General features: G+C 73.3%; 15 protein-coding genes. 4 read left to right on the forward strand and 11 right to left on the reverse strand.

What is annotated here, in order from left to right; all coding sequences use genetic code 11:
• Positions 1-48: 48 nt before the first annotated feature.
• A complete protein-coding gene (locus GNZ18_RS31700) occupies positions 49-387 on the reverse strand; it encodes a winged helix-turn-helix transcriptional regulator (protein ID WP_156220317.1) in 339 nt (112 codons plus the stop codon).
• Between the two features lie 127 nt (positions 388-514).
• Between GNZ18_RS31700 and GNZ18_RS31705 the strand changes: the two genes are divergently transcribed.
• Positions 515-1,279 carry an SDR family oxidoreductase gene (locus GNZ18_RS31705; protein ID WP_214615809.1) on the forward strand — a complete coding sequence of 255 codons (765 nt, stop codon included), beginning with the start codon at positions 515-517 and terminating at the stop codon, positions 1,277-1,279.
• Between the two features lie 29 nt (positions 1,280-1,308).
• Here the strand turns inward: GNZ18_RS31705 and GNZ18_RS31710 are convergent, their stop codons facing one another.
• The 4 genes from GNZ18_RS31710 to GNZ18_RS31725 all read right to left on the reverse strand — a co-directional run bounded on the left by GNZ18_RS31710 (position 1,309) and on the right by GNZ18_RS31725 (position 4,903).
• The gene (locus GNZ18_RS31710; protein WP_156220318.1) at positions 1,309-2,025 is read right to left on the reverse strand and encodes an aspartate/glutamate racemase family protein; all 717 of its coding nucleotides are present in this window, start codon (positions 2,023-2,025) and stop codon (positions 1,309-1,311) included.
• Positions 2,025-3,059, reverse strand: coding sequence for a squalene/phytoene synthase family protein (locus tag GNZ18_RS31715; protein ID WP_156220319.1), 1,035 nt, complete (start codon positions 3,057-3,059; stop codon positions 2,025-2,027). The genes GNZ18_RS31710 and GNZ18_RS31715 overlap by 1 nt, the downstream gene beginning before the upstream one ends.
• Positions 3,056-3,832, reverse strand: coding sequence for a tRNA-dependent cyclodipeptide synthase (locus tag GNZ18_RS31720; RefSeq protein ID WP_156220320.1), 777 nt, complete (start codon positions 3,830-3,832; stop codon positions 3,056-3,058). The genes GNZ18_RS31715 and GNZ18_RS31720 overlap by 4 nt, the downstream gene beginning before the upstream one ends.
• Before the next feature lie 231 nt (positions 3,833-4,063).
• Entirely contained in the window at positions 4,064-4,903 is an 840-nt protein-coding gene (locus GNZ18_RS31725) for an NmrA family NAD(P)-binding protein (RefSeq protein ID WP_156220321.1), read from the reverse strand.
• 215 nt (positions 4,904-5,118) lie between these two features.
• On the opposite strand from GNZ18_RS31725, the gene GNZ18_RS31730 reads away from it, so the two are divergent.
• Complete coding sequence (locus GNZ18_RS31730; protein ID WP_156220322.1) at positions 5,119-5,751, forward strand: isochorismatase family protein; 633 nt, start codon at positions 5,119-5,121, stop codon at positions 5,749-5,751.
• Between the two features lie 48 nt (positions 5,752-5,799).
• Here GNZ18_RS31730 and GNZ18_RS31735 read toward each other — a convergent pair whose 3' ends face one another.
• Positions 5,800-6,984, reverse strand: a complete 1,185-nt coding sequence (locus tag GNZ18_RS31735; RefSeq protein WP_173390945.1) for an MFS transporter — start codon at positions 6,982-6,984, stop codon at positions 5,800-5,802.
• A 42-nt stretch (positions 6,985-7,026) separates the two neighbouring features.
• Between GNZ18_RS31735 and GNZ18_RS31740 the strand changes: the two genes are divergently transcribed.
• Positions 7,027-8,226, forward strand: coding sequence for an arginine deiminase (locus GNZ18_RS31740; RefSeq protein WP_214615802.1), 1,200 nt, complete (start codon positions 7,027-7,029; stop codon positions 8,224-8,226).
• Between the two features lie 195 nt (positions 8,227-8,421).
• Here the strand turns inward: GNZ18_RS31740 and GNZ18_RS31745 are convergent, their stop codons facing one another.
• Positions 8,422-8,889 carry a MarR family winged helix-turn-helix transcriptional regulator gene (locus tag GNZ18_RS31745; protein WP_216651501.1) on the reverse strand — a complete coding sequence of 156 codons (468 nt, stop codon included), beginning with the start codon at positions 8,887-8,889 and terminating at the stop codon, positions 8,422-8,424.
• A gap of 72 nt (positions 8,890-8,961) precedes the next feature.
• Here GNZ18_RS31745 and GNZ18_RS31750 point away from each other — a divergent pair, with 72 nt between their 5' ends.
• Entirely contained in the window at positions 8,962-9,897 is a 936-nt protein-coding gene (locus GNZ18_RS31750; protein WP_156220323.1) for an NAD-dependent epimerase/dehydratase family protein, read from the forward strand.
• A 3-nt stretch (positions 9,898-9,900) separates the two neighbouring features.
• Here GNZ18_RS31750 and GNZ18_RS31755 read toward each other — a convergent pair whose 3' ends face one another.
• The 4 genes from GNZ18_RS31755 to GNZ18_RS31770 form a co-directional block, all read right to left on the reverse strand.
• A complete protein-coding gene (locus GNZ18_RS31755; protein ID WP_156220324.1) occupies positions 9,901-11,037 on the reverse strand; it encodes a serine hydrolase domain-containing protein in 1,137 nt (378 codons plus the stop codon).
• A 32-nt stretch (positions 11,038-11,069) separates the two neighbouring features.
• Positions 11,070-11,696, reverse strand: coding sequence for a hypothetical protein (locus GNZ18_RS31760; protein ID WP_156220325.1), 627 nt, complete (start codon positions 11,694-11,696; stop codon positions 11,070-11,072).
• A gap of 147 nt (positions 11,697-11,843) precedes the next feature.
• Positions 11,844-12,497: a response regulator gene (locus GNZ18_RS31765; protein WP_312874864.1), complete on the reverse strand. Its 654-nt coding sequence runs from the start codon at positions 12,495-12,497 to the stop codon at positions 11,844-11,846.
• Positions 12,494-13,612 (reverse strand): sensor histidine kinase, encoded by a 1,119-nt coding sequence (locus GNZ18_RS31770; protein WP_156220327.1) that lies wholly within the window; start codon positions 13,610-13,612, stop codon positions 12,494-12,496. Before GNZ18_RS31770 ends, GNZ18_RS31765 begins: the two co-directional genes overlap by 4 nt.
• Between the last annotated feature and the right edge of the window lie 194 nt (positions 13,613-13,806).

Here is a 13,806-nt window from a genome sequence, read left to right on the forward strand (position 1 = left end):
CGGGGGCCGATCCCCCCGGCGGCCGCGCCCCCCGCAAAACCGGCCCGGTCATATTCGGCGGTGCGCCGTGATCTCTTTCGCGTTGGCGCGGATCCATCGCAGCAGCGGGTCCAGCGCCGCCGCCGCGCCGCGGCCGAGCGGGGTCACCGAGTACGTCACCGGTGGCGGCTGCCCCGCGCCGACCTCGCGGTGCACCAGGCCGTCCTGCTGGAGTGCGCGCAGGGTGGCCGCGAGGCTCTTGTCGCTGATGCCCTCGACCACCGCGCGCAGCTCGTGGTAGCGACGCGGTTGGGCGAGCAGCGCCGTGAGGACCAGGATCGTCCAGCGGCCGGCGAGGTGGCCCAGCACCTCGCGCGCCGGGCAGTCCTTGTGGAACTCGTCACCCATCGCACCTCTCCCGGGCCTCCGGTCTGCGCGCTCACCCCCGGGTGAGGACCACACCGCGTGGTGAGCGCCTTCCCCCGCTTCTGCGCTCTCCTTAGGTTAGTGACCTGCTCACGACCGAGGAGGAAGCGTGCCATCGACCACACTCGTCACCGGTGCCGCCCGCGGCCTGGGCGCGTCCATCGCACGGCGGCTCGGGACGCGCGGGCACCACGTGATCGTCAACTACCGCTCCAGCGCCGCCGACGCGGCCGAGGTCGTGCGCGGCATCGAGGCCGCCGGCGGCAGCGCGTCGAGCGCCGGGGCCGACGTCACCGACCCGTCCGCCGTCGACGGGCTGGTGACCGGGATCCTCGCCGCGCGCGGGCGGATCGACACGGTCGTCGTCAACGCCAACACCGCTCCGCCCCCGTTCGCCGCCCTGGCCGACCTGTCGTGGACGGCGTTCGCGGCCAAGGTCACCGGCGAGCTGGCCGGCGCCTTCCACATCACCAAGCGCGTCCTCGCGCCGATGCGGGCGCAGGGCGCGGGCCGGATCGTCTACATCGGCAGCACCGCCGCCGACTACGTCGGCGGGGGACGGCTCGCGCACGGCACGGCGAAGTCCGCGCTGGCCACCTTCGCCCGCCACGTCGCCGCCGAGACCGCGCGCGACGGCGTCAGCGTGCTCGTCGTGGCCCCCGGCGCGGTCCGCACACCGGCGACGGCCGAGATCCTGGACGGCGAGCGCGGCGCCGTCCTCGCCCGGGAGTCGGTGCTCGGCCGGGTGCTCGAACCCGAGGACGTCGCCGAGGCGGTGGCGATGGCCGCCGACCCGGCCCTGCACGCGGCCACCGGCACGACCCTGCGGGTGGACGGCGGCTGGTCGGTCCTCGTCGGCGGCCCGTCCAGCTGAGCGCCCCCGCCGGAACGCCCCCGCTCCCCTCACGCCTTCCATGCCATCTCCGGCGGGGGCGCGTAGGTGGTGCGGCTGGGCCGCACGCCCAGCCGCACGCAGTTCTCCAGCCACAGCAGCGCCGCGCCGGTCGGGTCGATCACCGGCAGGTAGGCGCCGCGTGCCGCGAGCCGGTCCTGGAGCATGCGCGCGATCCGGATGAACCCCACGCAGCCGAGGACGATCACGTCGGCCTCGTCGCCGCCGGCCATCGCGCGGGCCTGCTCGTCCAGCAGATCGACCATGGCGGTCTGGTCGTCGGGGTGCAGCACCGCCGCGTCGATGACGCGGATCGAGGTGCAGCGGTCCTGGAGGCCGTGGCCGCGCACCAGCTCCCGGAAGATGGGGATCACGCCGGGCAGCACGCTCAGCACGCCGACCCGCTGCCCCAGCGACAGCGCCGTGAGCAGCGCCGGCTCGAACCCGCCGGCCACCGGAACGTCGACGACCTCGCGCGCGGCCTCGACGGCCGGGTCGCCGGCGCAGGCGATGAAGACGGCGTCGGTGCCGCGCGCGCCGGCGGCCTCGACCTGGTCCAGCAGCGCGGGCGCCGCCCGCGCCATCTCGGCCCGGGACGCCACCGACTCGGGGCCGCCGCTGACGACGACCTCCAGCTCGGTGTCGGGCCGGGTCCAGCGGGCGCACTCCGCGTGGACCATGCCCTGGAACGGCGCGGCGTTGCCGGGCAGCACCACGGTCAGGCGCATCAGAACTCCCCGCTCCGCTCGCTCGCCTTCCGGGGGCGCGCGGGCGCCCCCGGTTCCGGCGCGCGGACGGGCGGCGGCGCCGGGTGGAGCAGCCGGGTCGCCCGCCCCCGGACCCCCGCCGCCTTCAGGACCACGGCGGCGTGGAACGCGGCGGCGGCGCGGCGGTGCCGGGAGGGGCGCAGGACGTCGTAGCCGTCGCGGACGATCTGCTCGGTCGACGCGCGCGCCAGCGCCACGTACTGCCGGGGCAGCTCGCGCATCGAGGGGTGCACCAGGCGCCACCAGCCGGCGGCCCTGTCCAGGTACTCGCGCGCGCGCCGCACCTGGAACTCGACCAGGTCCCGCAGCGCCGGGGTCGTCCGGCCCGTCCGCACCGTCCGCTCCAGCCCTTCGCGGGTCAGCCCGAACCGGTCCAGGTCCTCCACCGGGATGTAGAGGCGGCCGTCGTGCAGGTCCTCGCGCAGATCACGCAGGTAGTCGGTCAGTTGCAGGCCGAAGCTCATCGCCTCCGCCGCCGCCGCGGCGGCCTCCTCGTCGCGCGGGTGGAACAGCAGACCGCCCCACTGCGACCCCTGCGCGCACACCCCGTGGACGTAGCCGGCCAGCTCGGCGAACGTCTCGTACTGGGTGACGTGCAGATCGGTGCTGATGGTGTCCAGGAACAGCCGCACGCTGTCGTCCGGGATCCGCCAGGCCGCGCTGAAGTGCGCGAACGCACGGGCCAGGTGGGCGGGCCGCCCGTCCTCGCCCGGCCAGGGGTCCTCGCCCGTGCGCAGCAGGTGGAACTGGGCGATGTAGCGCTCGTACCGGACGGTGCGCTCCGCGACCGCGACGTCGGGGTCGTCGAGCACGTCGTCGACGTAGGTGGTGAAGGCCAGGATGGCGTCCCAGTAGGGGCGGTGGCCGGGCGGCAGCAGCGCCCGCGCCGCCGGATAGGCCGCCGAGTTGCGGCTCCGCAGGAACCGCGCGCAGCCCGCGTAGGCCGCCCGGAGCCGGGGGTCGTGCAGGCCGGCGGCGTCCAGCTCGCTCTTCATCGCGCTTCTCCGTTCGTGATCGCGGCCCTGCCGGAACCGGCGGCGCCCGGTGGCGAGGTGGGGTAGATCAGCGCGTAGCCCTGCCGGGGGCTGGGGCGCAGCGGCGTGCGACCGGAGAAGATCAGATCCGCCAGCAGCACCGGACGGTGGTAGAAGCACAGCGAGGACGGCACGTCGAAGATCGCCGCCGCGTCCAGGAAGAACGGCAGTTCGGCCGCCAGGTAGTCGGTCGCCAGCTCCTGCTGCTCGGGGGTCGGCTCGGCGTGCCCGAGCCTGCCGGCCAGCACCTGGCGGCTCATCTTCAGGCACGCCGTGTGCAGCCGGTCGTCGGTGGCGAGGACCCGCCGCACCCGCTCCAGTAACCGCTGGTAGACGGGGCTCGCGGCCAGCGTCGACATCAGGTGCACCGCGTGGCCCGGCCCCGGGCCGCCGGCCGCCTTCCACGCGCGCAGCACCCGGTTGCGCAGCACGGCCGTCTCCCCGCGCGCCTTCTTGGCCGCGCGCTCGGGCACGTACCCGAGCGCCAGGTACGTGTGCACCAGCGCGCTGTCGGGCACCACCACGTCCACGCGGGCGAAGGTGGCGCTCAGCCAGCCCAGCAGCCCGGTCAGCCGCGCCACGTTGAAGTAGCTGTTGTTCGGGCTGACGCCCATGACGACATGCGCCCTGCTCTCGTAGACCGCACCGCAGTTCGGGGTGAAGGGCTCGATGACGAACCCTGGTCCGGCTCCGGCGTCCGACTCGCGTGCCACAGTTTCGTCTTTGATGGCCATGGCCTCTCGTGTGGTCCCCGGCGCGCCCGTCATGGTCCCCCGACGTCGCACCCCGATTCCGTACCAATAATCACTACATGTAGCAATATGATCACTTCCAGCGACATAAGCAGATGCTGGCCACACAGGCATCCCTGTATCCCGGCGGAGCCGGGGAAGGAAAACCAGCGCCGACCGCTACAACCACCAGGTCAAACCCCAGCCCCCGGCGCGGGGGCCGGGGGGCGGGGTTCAGGAGAAGTCGGGCGCGTGGTCGAGGGTCCACTGCCGGTAGGTGCGGCCCGGGTGCCCGGCGATGCGCCGCACGACGTCGTTGACCTCCGCGGGCCGGTCGACGGCCTTGGCCATCATGGCGAAGAGGGCGTCGAGGAACGCGCCGTCCATGAACCGGGCCATCTGCTTCCTGGTCGCCTCGGGGTCGAGGTCCTCCGCGACGAGCGGGCGCCCGAGCGTCTCGGCGAGGATCGCGACCTGGTCGGCCTGCGTGAGCGCCTCGGGCCCGGTCAGGTCGTAGACCTCCCCCGCGTGGCCCTCGTCGACCAGGGCGCGGACGGCGACGTCCGCGACGTCGCGCTCGTGGATCGCGCTGAAGGAGGCCCGGGTGTAGGGGGCCCGGACGACGTCGCCGCCCTGCAACTGCATGCCGAAGGTGAGCGAGTTGATGGCGGGGAACAGCAGCCGCAGGAACGTGTGCTCCATGCCGGACTCGGCGATGAGCCGCTCGACGCCCGCGTGGTAGGCGGCGATGACGTCGGGCTGCTCGTCCGCGCCGTCGACGACGGCGCCCGAGGACAGGAACACGATCCGCCGCACACCGGCCTCGGCGGCCGCCTCGACCAGGGCGGTCGCGTCCATGCCGTATTGCAGGACGAGGAAGGCGGCCGTCACGCCGTCGAGCGCGGCGGGGAGCGTCCGGGGGACGGTCAGGTCGGCCTGGACGACCTCGACACCCTCGGGCAGCGCGGCCTTCTCGGGGGTGCGGGTGAGCGCGCGGACCCCGTGGCCCTCCGCGTGCAGGGCCTCGACGGTCTGGCGGCCGAAGTGGGCGGTGGCGCCGATGACGAGATACATGGGGGTGGCTCCTTCGGTAACCGCTGGTGAGGACGCGTTCAAACTATCAGAACGGAATACTTCGTTCCAAATCGACGTGAGCGGCGTCACAGGCTCCGGGGCGGCCGGGACGAAATATTTGCCTGCGCAGACAGTTTTACTCATCGCCGGCTTCGGCCGGCACGGGGTCGGATCCGCCCGCACCCGTCAGTTCCGACGTCAGAAGAGGTAAGGCAATGGCTCGCACACCGCTCTCCCCGGACAACAGCGCGATCGTCCTCGTCGACCACGCGATCGGGTTCTCCAACCTGATCGGGTCCCACACGGTCGAGGAGGTCGTCAGCGGCACGGTCGCGCTGGCGAAGATCGCCAAGGTCTTCGACATGCCGCTGGTCGTCACCAACGGCCTCGACGAGGCGCCGTCCGGCCCGCTGTTCCCGGAGCTCGCCGAGGTCCTGGGCGACCACCCGGTCGTCCGCCGCCGCGAGGGGTTCGACGCGTTCCTGGACGAGGACTTCGCCGCCGCGATCGAGGCGACCGGGCGCAGGCGGCTGATCATGGCGGGCGTCCAGACCGACGTCTGCCTGGCCCTGACCGCCCTGACCGCGCTCGACCGCGGCCACGAGGTGTACGCGGTGGTGGACGCCTCGGCCGCCACCACCAGGGAGACCCACGACACCGCCGTGCTGCGGCTGGTCCAGGCCGGGGTGGTCCCGGTGAACTGGCTGGCCGTCGGATCCGAACTCCAGCGCACCTGGACGGACGAGAGGACCGCGTCCGGCTTCGCCCAGGTGATCTTCGAGCACCTCGGATCGTGGCGGCACCACCACGCGCTCACGGCGAACGCCCACGAGCCCGCGGCCGGGTAGCACGACGCGCGGCGGCCGGCGGGCACCCCGCCGGCCGCCACCGCCCGTTCAGCCGTCCGCGGGTCTTCTGGGGAAGCGCAGGAGGAGCAGGCCGAGACCGGCGCCCACGAACTGGAAGGACGCGATGGCCAGGACGAGGCCGACCGCGCCCACCGCGTCCGCCGAGACGGCGGTCAGGCCCGCGCCCACCGCCGATGCGGCGATCTTGAGGCTGCCCGCGGTGGTGTTGACCTGGCCGAGGCGGTCCGGGGGCGACTCGCGCTGGCGCAGCATCAGCGTCGCCGCGAACACCGGGCCCTCGACCATCCCCGCCACCGCGAACGCCGCCATCGCCCACGGGACGGACGGCACCACGGCCAGCGTCGCCAGCGCCGTCCCGAACGCGACCAGCCCGGCCAGCATGACGGGCACGGCGTGCCGGGGCCGCAGCCACCGGCTGGAGGCCAGCGACCCCGCGAGCGACCCGACCGCCATCGCCACCAGCAGCCGTCCGCCCGCGCTGGGCTCCGCGCCGAGGTGCTCGGCGAGCAGCACCGCCGTCACCGCGACCCCGCCGAACCCGAGCCAGGCCAGCGTGGTCGCGGTCGTCAGCGCCCGCAGCACCCGTCCCTCGGCCAGGACGGTGAACCCGCCCATCACGACCCCGGACACCTTCTGCGCGCCCCCCGACGCCCCGGGGAAGGGCAGCAGCGGCAGGGCCAGCACGCCGAGGATCCCGCTCGCCACGATCGCGAGCCCGGCGTACTGGCCCCCCATCGCCCCGGCGAGCGCCGCCGCGAGCCCGGGGCCCGCGATCGCGGCGAGGTTGAAACTGGACGCCTCCAGCCCGTACGCGCGGGAGAGCCGCTCGGCGGGCACGAAACGCGGCAGCAGGCTGGTCAGCGCCACCACCACCGGCTCGGTGCAGCCGATCACCGCCGCGACGCACAACGCCAGCACCAGCGGCGAGCGTCCCGCCAGGAGCAGCAGCAACGCCGTCGCGGCCGCGTATCCCACCGCCATCGCGACCGCGACACGCCGGGGACGCGCCACCCGGTCGACCACGTTTCCGATCACCGGGCCGCTCAGCACGTACGGCAGCGTCATCGCCGCCTGGAGGTAACCGGCGGTCGCGGCGTCCCCCGTGCGGGCCTGGACGGTGAGCACCAGCGCCGTCGCCACACCCTCCGCGGAAACACGCAGCAACGTCGCGGCCGTCAGGTGCAGAGGGAGCCCGGCGGGCTTGCCGATCACCCCGAGATCGTGCCACAGGACCGGCGACCTAGACTTTCACATGTGACGGAGACGACTGCGCACGAACACAGGGTCACCAGCGAGGTCGGGCGGCTGCGGACCGTCATCCTCCATCGCCCGGGTGCGGAGCTGAAACGGCTCACGCCCCGCAACAGCGACAAGCTGCTGTTCGACGCCATCCCCTGGGTCGGCCGCGCCCAGGAGGAGCACGACGCGTTCGCCGAGGCCCTCCGGAGCCGCGACGTCGAGGTCCTCTACATCACCGAGCTCCTCCAGGACGCCCTCGAATACGAGGGCGCCCGCGAACAGGCCATCACCGACGTCACCGCCGACCCGCGCCTCGGCGACCAGCTCCGCCGCGTCCTGGACGGCTACCTGCGCGACCAGGACCCCGAGCGCCTCGCCCACACCCTGATCGCCGGGCTCGCCCACGAGGAGCTGAAGTCGGGCCACGGCCTGGCCTACCGCCTCATGGACCGCCTGGACTTCATCGTCGACCCCCTCCCCGGCCTGCTGTTCACCCGCGACAACAGCACCTGGATCGGCGACCGCGTCGCCGTGACCAGCCTCGCCATGGAGGCCCGCCGCCGCGAGTCCGCCCTGACCGGCCTCATCTACGCCCACCACCCCCGCTTCGCGGGCGTCGACCCCGTCTACACCGCCGACCTCGAACACCTCGAAGGCGGCGACGTCCTGCTCCTGTGCCCCGGCGTGATCGCCGTCGGCACCGGCGAGCGCACCACCCCGGCGGGCGTCGAGCGGCTCGCCCGCCAGGTGATCGGCGCGGGCCTCGCCCACACCGTCCTGGCCGTCCCCATCGCGCAGGAACGTGCCACGATGCACCTCGACACCGTCTGCACGATGGTGGACGTCGACACCGTCGTCATGTACCCGCCGCTCGCCCACTCCCTGACCGCCTACAAGGTCACCCTGGAGGGCGGCGACCTCCGCGTCTCCGGCCCCCACCCCTTCCTGGAGGCCGCCGCCGAAGCGATGTCGCTGGACCGCCTCAAGGTCATCGACACCGGCCTCGACCCCGTCACCGCCGAACGCGAGCAGTGGGACGACGGCAACAACACCCTCGCCGTCGCCCCCCGCCTCTGCGTCGCCTACGAACGCAACATCGAGACCAACGCCCAACTCGAAGCGTCCGGCATCGAGGTCATCCGCATCAGCGGCAGCGAACTGGGCACGGGCCGCGGCGGCCCCCGCTGCATGTCATGTCCGGTTCATCGGGCGTAGCCCCCGGCGCCGGCCGCCGGCGCCCCCTCCTTCAACGGGCCACGCGAGCGACCGCTGCATCGCTCCGAACCCGCCTGGCGACTCGCTTCGCTCGAATCCGCCTTCGGAGGCGATAGCGGCGCCCGGGGCCGTCGCCCGTCGCCGACCTTCCGGCCGGGCAGGCCCTGGCCCGGAGGCGTTCTGAGGTGTAGCGGGCTACGGCTTCCCGGCGTCGCCGCCGTCCTCCGGGCGGAGGATGATCGTCCGGAGGGCGTCCCGTAGCAGCCCGGCGGCCCGCGGGGTGAGCGGCGCGAGGAGTTCGTCCTCGGCGGCCCGGCTGGCCTCGACGGCCAGCCGCAGGGTCTCCCGCCCGGCCTCGGTCAGCTCGACCACGTTGCGCCGCCGGTCCTCGGCGTGCGGACGGCGCGCCACGAGCCCCTTGCGCTCCAGCGCGTCCAGCATCGCGACCATCGTCGTCCGGTCGATCCCGAGCCGCTTCGCCGCCTGCTGCTGGGACCCCGGCTCGTGCCCGGCGAGCGTGAGCAGGATTCCGAGATCCCGCCCGTCGATGCCGTAGGGCGCCAGCGCGCCCGTGTTCAGCTCGACCATCCGGTGCTGCGCGTGCTTGAGCAGATACCCGAGGGTCATGCTCACCTCGGGCACCGAACCCTCACCGCTGGACACCCGTCGACTCTATCGCTAGCCTGATCGTCAGTAGTACTGATAATCAGTAGAACGACAGAAGATGGAGACGCAATGATCCTCGTCACCGGAGGCATGGGATTCATCGGTTCGCACACCGTGCAAGCGCTGCTCGACCTGGGTGAGAGCTGTGTGCTGCTCCAGCGCCGTCCGGCGGAGCACGCCGACGAGCGGGTGACCGTCGAGCAGGGCGACATCACCGATCTGGACGCGTTGCTCGGCATCGGCGCCCGCCACGAGATCACCGGCATCGTGCACCTCGCGCACTCCGGCCCCTGGCCGCCGGACCCCGACCGCCCCGTCGAGCAGGCGCGCGGCGCCCTGAACGGCCTGCTCAACGTCATGCGGGCCGCCCAGGACCGGGGCGTCCGCCGGGTCGGCGTCGCGAGCACGATCGGCGTCTACTCCGGCATCACCGCCCGGGGCGCGCTCAGGGAGGACATGCCGCTCCCGATGTCCGCCCCCCACTCGATCCCGACCTTCAAGAAGATCGGCGAACTGCTCAACGGGCACCTGGCGGACGCCACCGGCATCGAGATCGTCAACTACCGCATCTCCGGCACCTGGGGCCCGCGCGACCCCCACGGCGCCCTGTTCTTCGCGGCGCCCGAGCTGGTGCACGCGGCCGTCCAGGGAAGGGAACCGGACCTCTCCACCCTGCTCGCGCCCGCTCACGCGGAGGACGCCCTCGACCTCTGCTACGTGAAGGACACGGGCCGCGCCATCGCCCTCCTCCAACTGGCCGACCACCTGAACCACCGCACCTACAACGTGGCCTCCGGCCGCGCGACGACCAACGCCGAGATCATCGCGTCCATCGAGCAGGTGATCCCAGGCGCCCGGGTCGGCCTCCCCACCGGAGGTCCCGCCGGCCGGAGCCACCTGGACATCGGCCGGCTCCACGAGGACACCGGCTTCAAGCCCGAATACGACACCGCCCGCGCCGTCACCGACTACATCGCCTGGCTCCGAGCAGGGAACGAGCATTGAGCGCTACCGGCAGAGCGCCGTCCGCACGGCGGCCGTCATGTCGTCGCCCTGCGCGCGCGTGGCGCCCGGGTCGAGGTTCACCATGACGGTCGCCTGGCCGCCGCCGACCGTGGCGCCGCCCGCGGTCTTGAATCCGAGGACGTCACCGCTGTGCCCCCAGTACAGGCCGCCGCAGGGCAGCGTCTTGCTCTCCAGGCCGAGGCCGTAGGCCCGGTGGTGGGGGTCGACGGGGTCGCCGGGGTTGCGGGTCGAGCGGGTCCTCATCATCTCCCGTAGCTGGGCCGGGCGGAGCAGCCTGCCGCCGACGAGGGCGCCGAGGAACCGGTTGAGATCGGCTCCGGAAGAGATCATCGAGCCCGAGGCGCCCGCCAGCGAGGGGTTGAACGCGGTGATGTCCAGGAGCGGCGCGTCGGGGCCCGGTCGCGCGTATCCGCGCGGGTGCGGTCCGGGGATCGCCGTGCTGTCACCGGGCACGGAGGTGTGGCGCAGCCCGAGCGGTCCGATGACGCGGCGGCGGATCTCCCGGCCGTAGGTGTGGCCGGTGACCCTTTGGATGATCATGCCGGCCAGCAGGTAGTTGGTGTTGGAGTAGCCCCAGCGTTCGCCGGGCTCGAACGTGCGCGGATGGGTGAGCGCGAAGTCGACCAGGCCGCGGGTGTCGTGGTGGACCAGCGGGTTCCTCAGGATCTCCTGCCGGTCGAGGTGGGCGAGGTAGTCGGGGATGCCGCTGGTGTGCTGGAGCAGTTGGCGGACGGTGACGGCGCGCCCGTCGTTGCCGTTTCCGCGTACGACGCCGGGCAGGTAGCGCTCGACCGGCGCGTCCAGGACGACGCGGCGCTCTCCCACCAGTTGGAGCAGGACCGTGGCCACGAACGGCTTGGTCATGCTGCCGATCCGGTACTCGCTGCCGGCGCGCATCGGCGCGCGGCTCGTGACGTCCGCGACGCCGCTGGTCAGCACGGTGCCGCCGCGCCGGTCCCGGACGTGCAGGACCGCTCCGGGCCCGCCGTCGACCGTGGTCAGCCGGTGCATGAGTTCCCGCAACGGAGTCCGGTCGGCGGCGGCGGCGGTGCCGGTCAGCCCGCCCGCCGCGACACCGGCCGACAGGGCCAGGGCGAGCGCACGCCTCTGCTTGATCATGAGTGTCTCCCGTGAAATTCGAAGGTTCGCGGCTAGACCGCGGCGTGGGCCCCGGCAGGTGCGGGGGCGGACGAACTCCGGTCGCGGGTGCAGATCGCGAGGGCGATCCAGATCAGCGCCGCGCCCGCCGGGAGCAGGTCCAGGTCGAGCGTGATGGTGACGAAGCTGAGAACGACCAGGACGGGGCTCAGGGCGGTCACCGCCCTGCCGCCCGGGGCGCGGACCGCGTACTGGACGAGCAGCGCCACCAGCCCGAGCATGAAGAGCACCGGGCCGATCTCGTAGACCGCCTGGGGGAGCACGGCGGGGACGTCGGCGTACCGGTCGGCGAGCGTGCTCTTCTCGGCGGCGTCCGCGGCCCGGACGCCGACGACGAGGTCGACGATCGTGACGCGGACGAACGTCACCAGCCCGAAGCCGGCGACCGCGGTCATGACGCCCGTCGCGACGCGGCGCGCGGTACCGCCGCCGGTGGCCCTGATGCGGCCGTACAGGCCCGCGATCACCCCGCCGTACAGCACGAGGGAACCGAAGAAGAGCAGATGGCCCACCGTCCATGCGGGTCCTGGGCCGTGCTGCCCGTCACGGCCGTCGATCAGCCGGACGACGCCGTAGGCGAGCATGAGAGCGGGGGCGAGGTGAAAGGCGATCCTGGACATGAGCGGTTCTCCCGAGGTTCGAGCCGTGCGTTCCTGCGTCTCGATCCTCGGGCGAACCGGTGTGCGGGCGGATCGCCGCCGCGGCGGGTCTTGGGGCATCGGTGGCGCGGGGGAGGACGGGGGCGAGGCTCCCCCGCGCGACGGAGGTCAGGAGGGTTCGATCAGGCGCGTCTCGTACGCGGCGATCACGGCCTGGACGCGGTCGCGGATGCCGAGCTTGGCGAGGACGTTGCTCACGTGGGTCTTCACGGTGTGCTCACTGACGACCATGGCCGCGGCGATCTCCGCGTTCGACAGCCCGCGGCCGAGCAGGGACAGGGTCTCGCGCTCGCGTTCGGTGAGGACCGCCAGGCGGTCGGAGGCGGTCGCGCCGGAGCGCGGCCGGTTGCGGGTGATGTCGGAGATCAGGCGGCGGGTGACGGCGGGAGCCAGCAGCGACTCCCCCGCCGCGACCACGCGGACCGCGTGCACGAGGTCGTCGCGGCGCACGTCCTTGAGCAGGAAGCCGCTGGCCCCCGCGTAGAGCGCGTCGTAGACGTAGTCGTCCTGGTCGAACGTGGTCAGCATGATCACGCGGGTCGGGGTCTGCGCGCACACGGCCTTCGCGGCCTCGATGCCGTCCAGCCTCGGCATGCGGATGTCGAGCAGCGCGACGTCGGGGGCGTGTTCGCGGACCGCGGCGATCGCGGCGGCGCCGTCGCCCGCCTCGCCCGCCACCTCGATGTCGGGCTGCGCGTCCAGGATCATGGCGAAGCCGCTGCGGACCAGCTCCTGGTCGTCGGCGAGCACGACCCTGATCACGCGGTCACCGCCGCGGCGTGGGGAAGCCGCGCCGAGACGCGGAACCCGCCGCCCGGCAGGGGACCGGCCTCGACGGTGCCGCCGCAGGCGGCGACGCGCTCACGGATGCCGATGAGACCGCTGCCCCCGCGCCGCCATCCCGGGTCGGCCCCCGCGTCGCCCTGCCCGTCGTCGGTCACCGTGATCTCCAGTTCGTGCTCGGTCCAGCGGAGCCGGACCTCGGCCTCCCGCGCGTCGGCGTGCTTCACCGTATTGGTGAGCGCCTCCTGCACGATGCGGTAGGCCGCCAGGTCGACCTCGGCGGGGACCGCCCGGCTCCCGCCCTCGACCGCGAGCCGCACGTGGACCTGGGTGCGGTCGACATGCTCGACCAGGCCGGGAAGCTCGCCGATCGTGGGCTGGGGCGCGCGGACGCCGTGGTCCTGCTCCTCCTTGAGGACGCCCAGCATCCGGCGCAGTTGGGCCATCGCGTCCCGGCCCGCGTCGGCGATGGCGTCGAAGACCCGTTCGGCCTGGTCGGGATCGGAGCGGACCACCACCGGACCGGCCTCGGCCTGCACCACCATGATGCTGACGGCGTGCGCGAGCACGTCGTGCATGTCGCGGGCGATGCGCGAGCGCTCCTCCGCCGCCGCCCGCGCCGCCTCGGCCTCCCGCTCGCGTTCGAGCTGCGCGGACCGCTCCACCAGCGCGTCCGACCGTTCCCGTGCGGTCCGTGCGAGCGTCCCCAGCAGGAACGCCGTCACGGGCAGGAGCAGCGTGAACATGAACTCGGCCGCGTCGTTGTCCTTGACCAGCAGCGCGCCGGGCGGGATCGTCGCCACGAGCGCGCCGATGAAGCCCCAGCGCTGCCAGCGGTGCCGCCCCAGGTCGGCGAGCGTGTAGATGGCCACCAGCCCGCCGTATTGCAGGTTCTGGCCCGGTTGGGCGTGCAGCGAGACCCCCATGGCGAAGCAGGCCACGACCACCGCGACCGCGAAGGGAGCCCGCCGCCGCCACACCAGGGGCACGACCGTCCCGAGGTTGAGCACCACCCCGAGCGGCGTCACCTCCGGCGCCGAGGCGAACGGCACGAACACCGGCACCGCGACCGCCGCGGCGATCAGCACATCCACCCGCCCAGCGCCCGCACCGGAACGCAGCGGAAGACCAAACCTACGGAACCGACCCGTCATCCACCCAGTATCGCCACCCCAGACGGAATGCCCGCCTCGCCCGCACGAGGGATATCACGCCACTGACCACCTGAAACCGCCGGTTCCAGCGCGACAACGTGCGAAGGCGGGGGGGGTTGAAGTAGTAAGCCCAG

Origin of the sequence: Actinomadura litoris (assembly GCF_009733595.1) — a bacterium.
Classification (GTDB): domain Bacteria; phylum Actinomycetota; class Actinomycetes; order Streptosporangiales; family Streptosporangiaceae; genus Spirillospora; species Spirillospora litoris.

Coding starts and splice junctions, on each gene's coding strand:
- GNZ18_RS31710 (WP_156220318.1), bottom strand. CDS start 2,025: ATGCGCCTGACCGTGGTGCTGCCCGGCAACGCCGCGCCGTTCCAGGGC.
- GNZ18_RS31755 (WP_156220324.1), bottom strand. CDS start 11,037: ATGATCAAGCAGAGGCGTGCGCTCGCCCTGGCCCTGTCGGCCGGTGTC.
- GNZ18_RS31750 (WP_156220323.1), top strand. CDS start 8,962: ATGATCCTCGTCACCGGAGGCATGGGATTCATCGGTTCGCACACCGTG.
- GNZ18_RS31715 (WP_156220319.1), bottom strand. CDS start 3,059: ATGAAGAGCGAGCTGGACGCCGCCGGCCTGCACGACCCCCGGCTCCGG.
- GNZ18_RS31725 (WP_156220321.1), bottom strand. CDS start 4,903: ATGTATCTCGTCATCGGCGCCACCGCCCACTTCGGCCGCCAGACCGTC.
- GNZ18_RS31700 (WP_156220317.1), bottom strand. CDS start 387: ATGGGTGACGAGTTCCACAAGGACTGCCCGGCGCGCGAGGTGCTGGGC.
- GNZ18_RS31720 (WP_156220320.1), bottom strand. CDS start 3,832: ATGGCCATCAAAGACGAAACTGTGGCACGCGAGTCGGACGCCGGAGCC.
- GNZ18_RS31730 (WP_156220322.1), top strand. CDS start 5,119: ATGGCTCGCACACCGCTCTCCCCGGACAACAGCGCGATCGTCCTCGTC.
- GNZ18_RS31760 (WP_156220325.1), bottom strand. CDS start 11,696: ATGTCCAGGATCGCCTTTCACCTCGCCCCCGCTCTCATGCTCGCCTAC.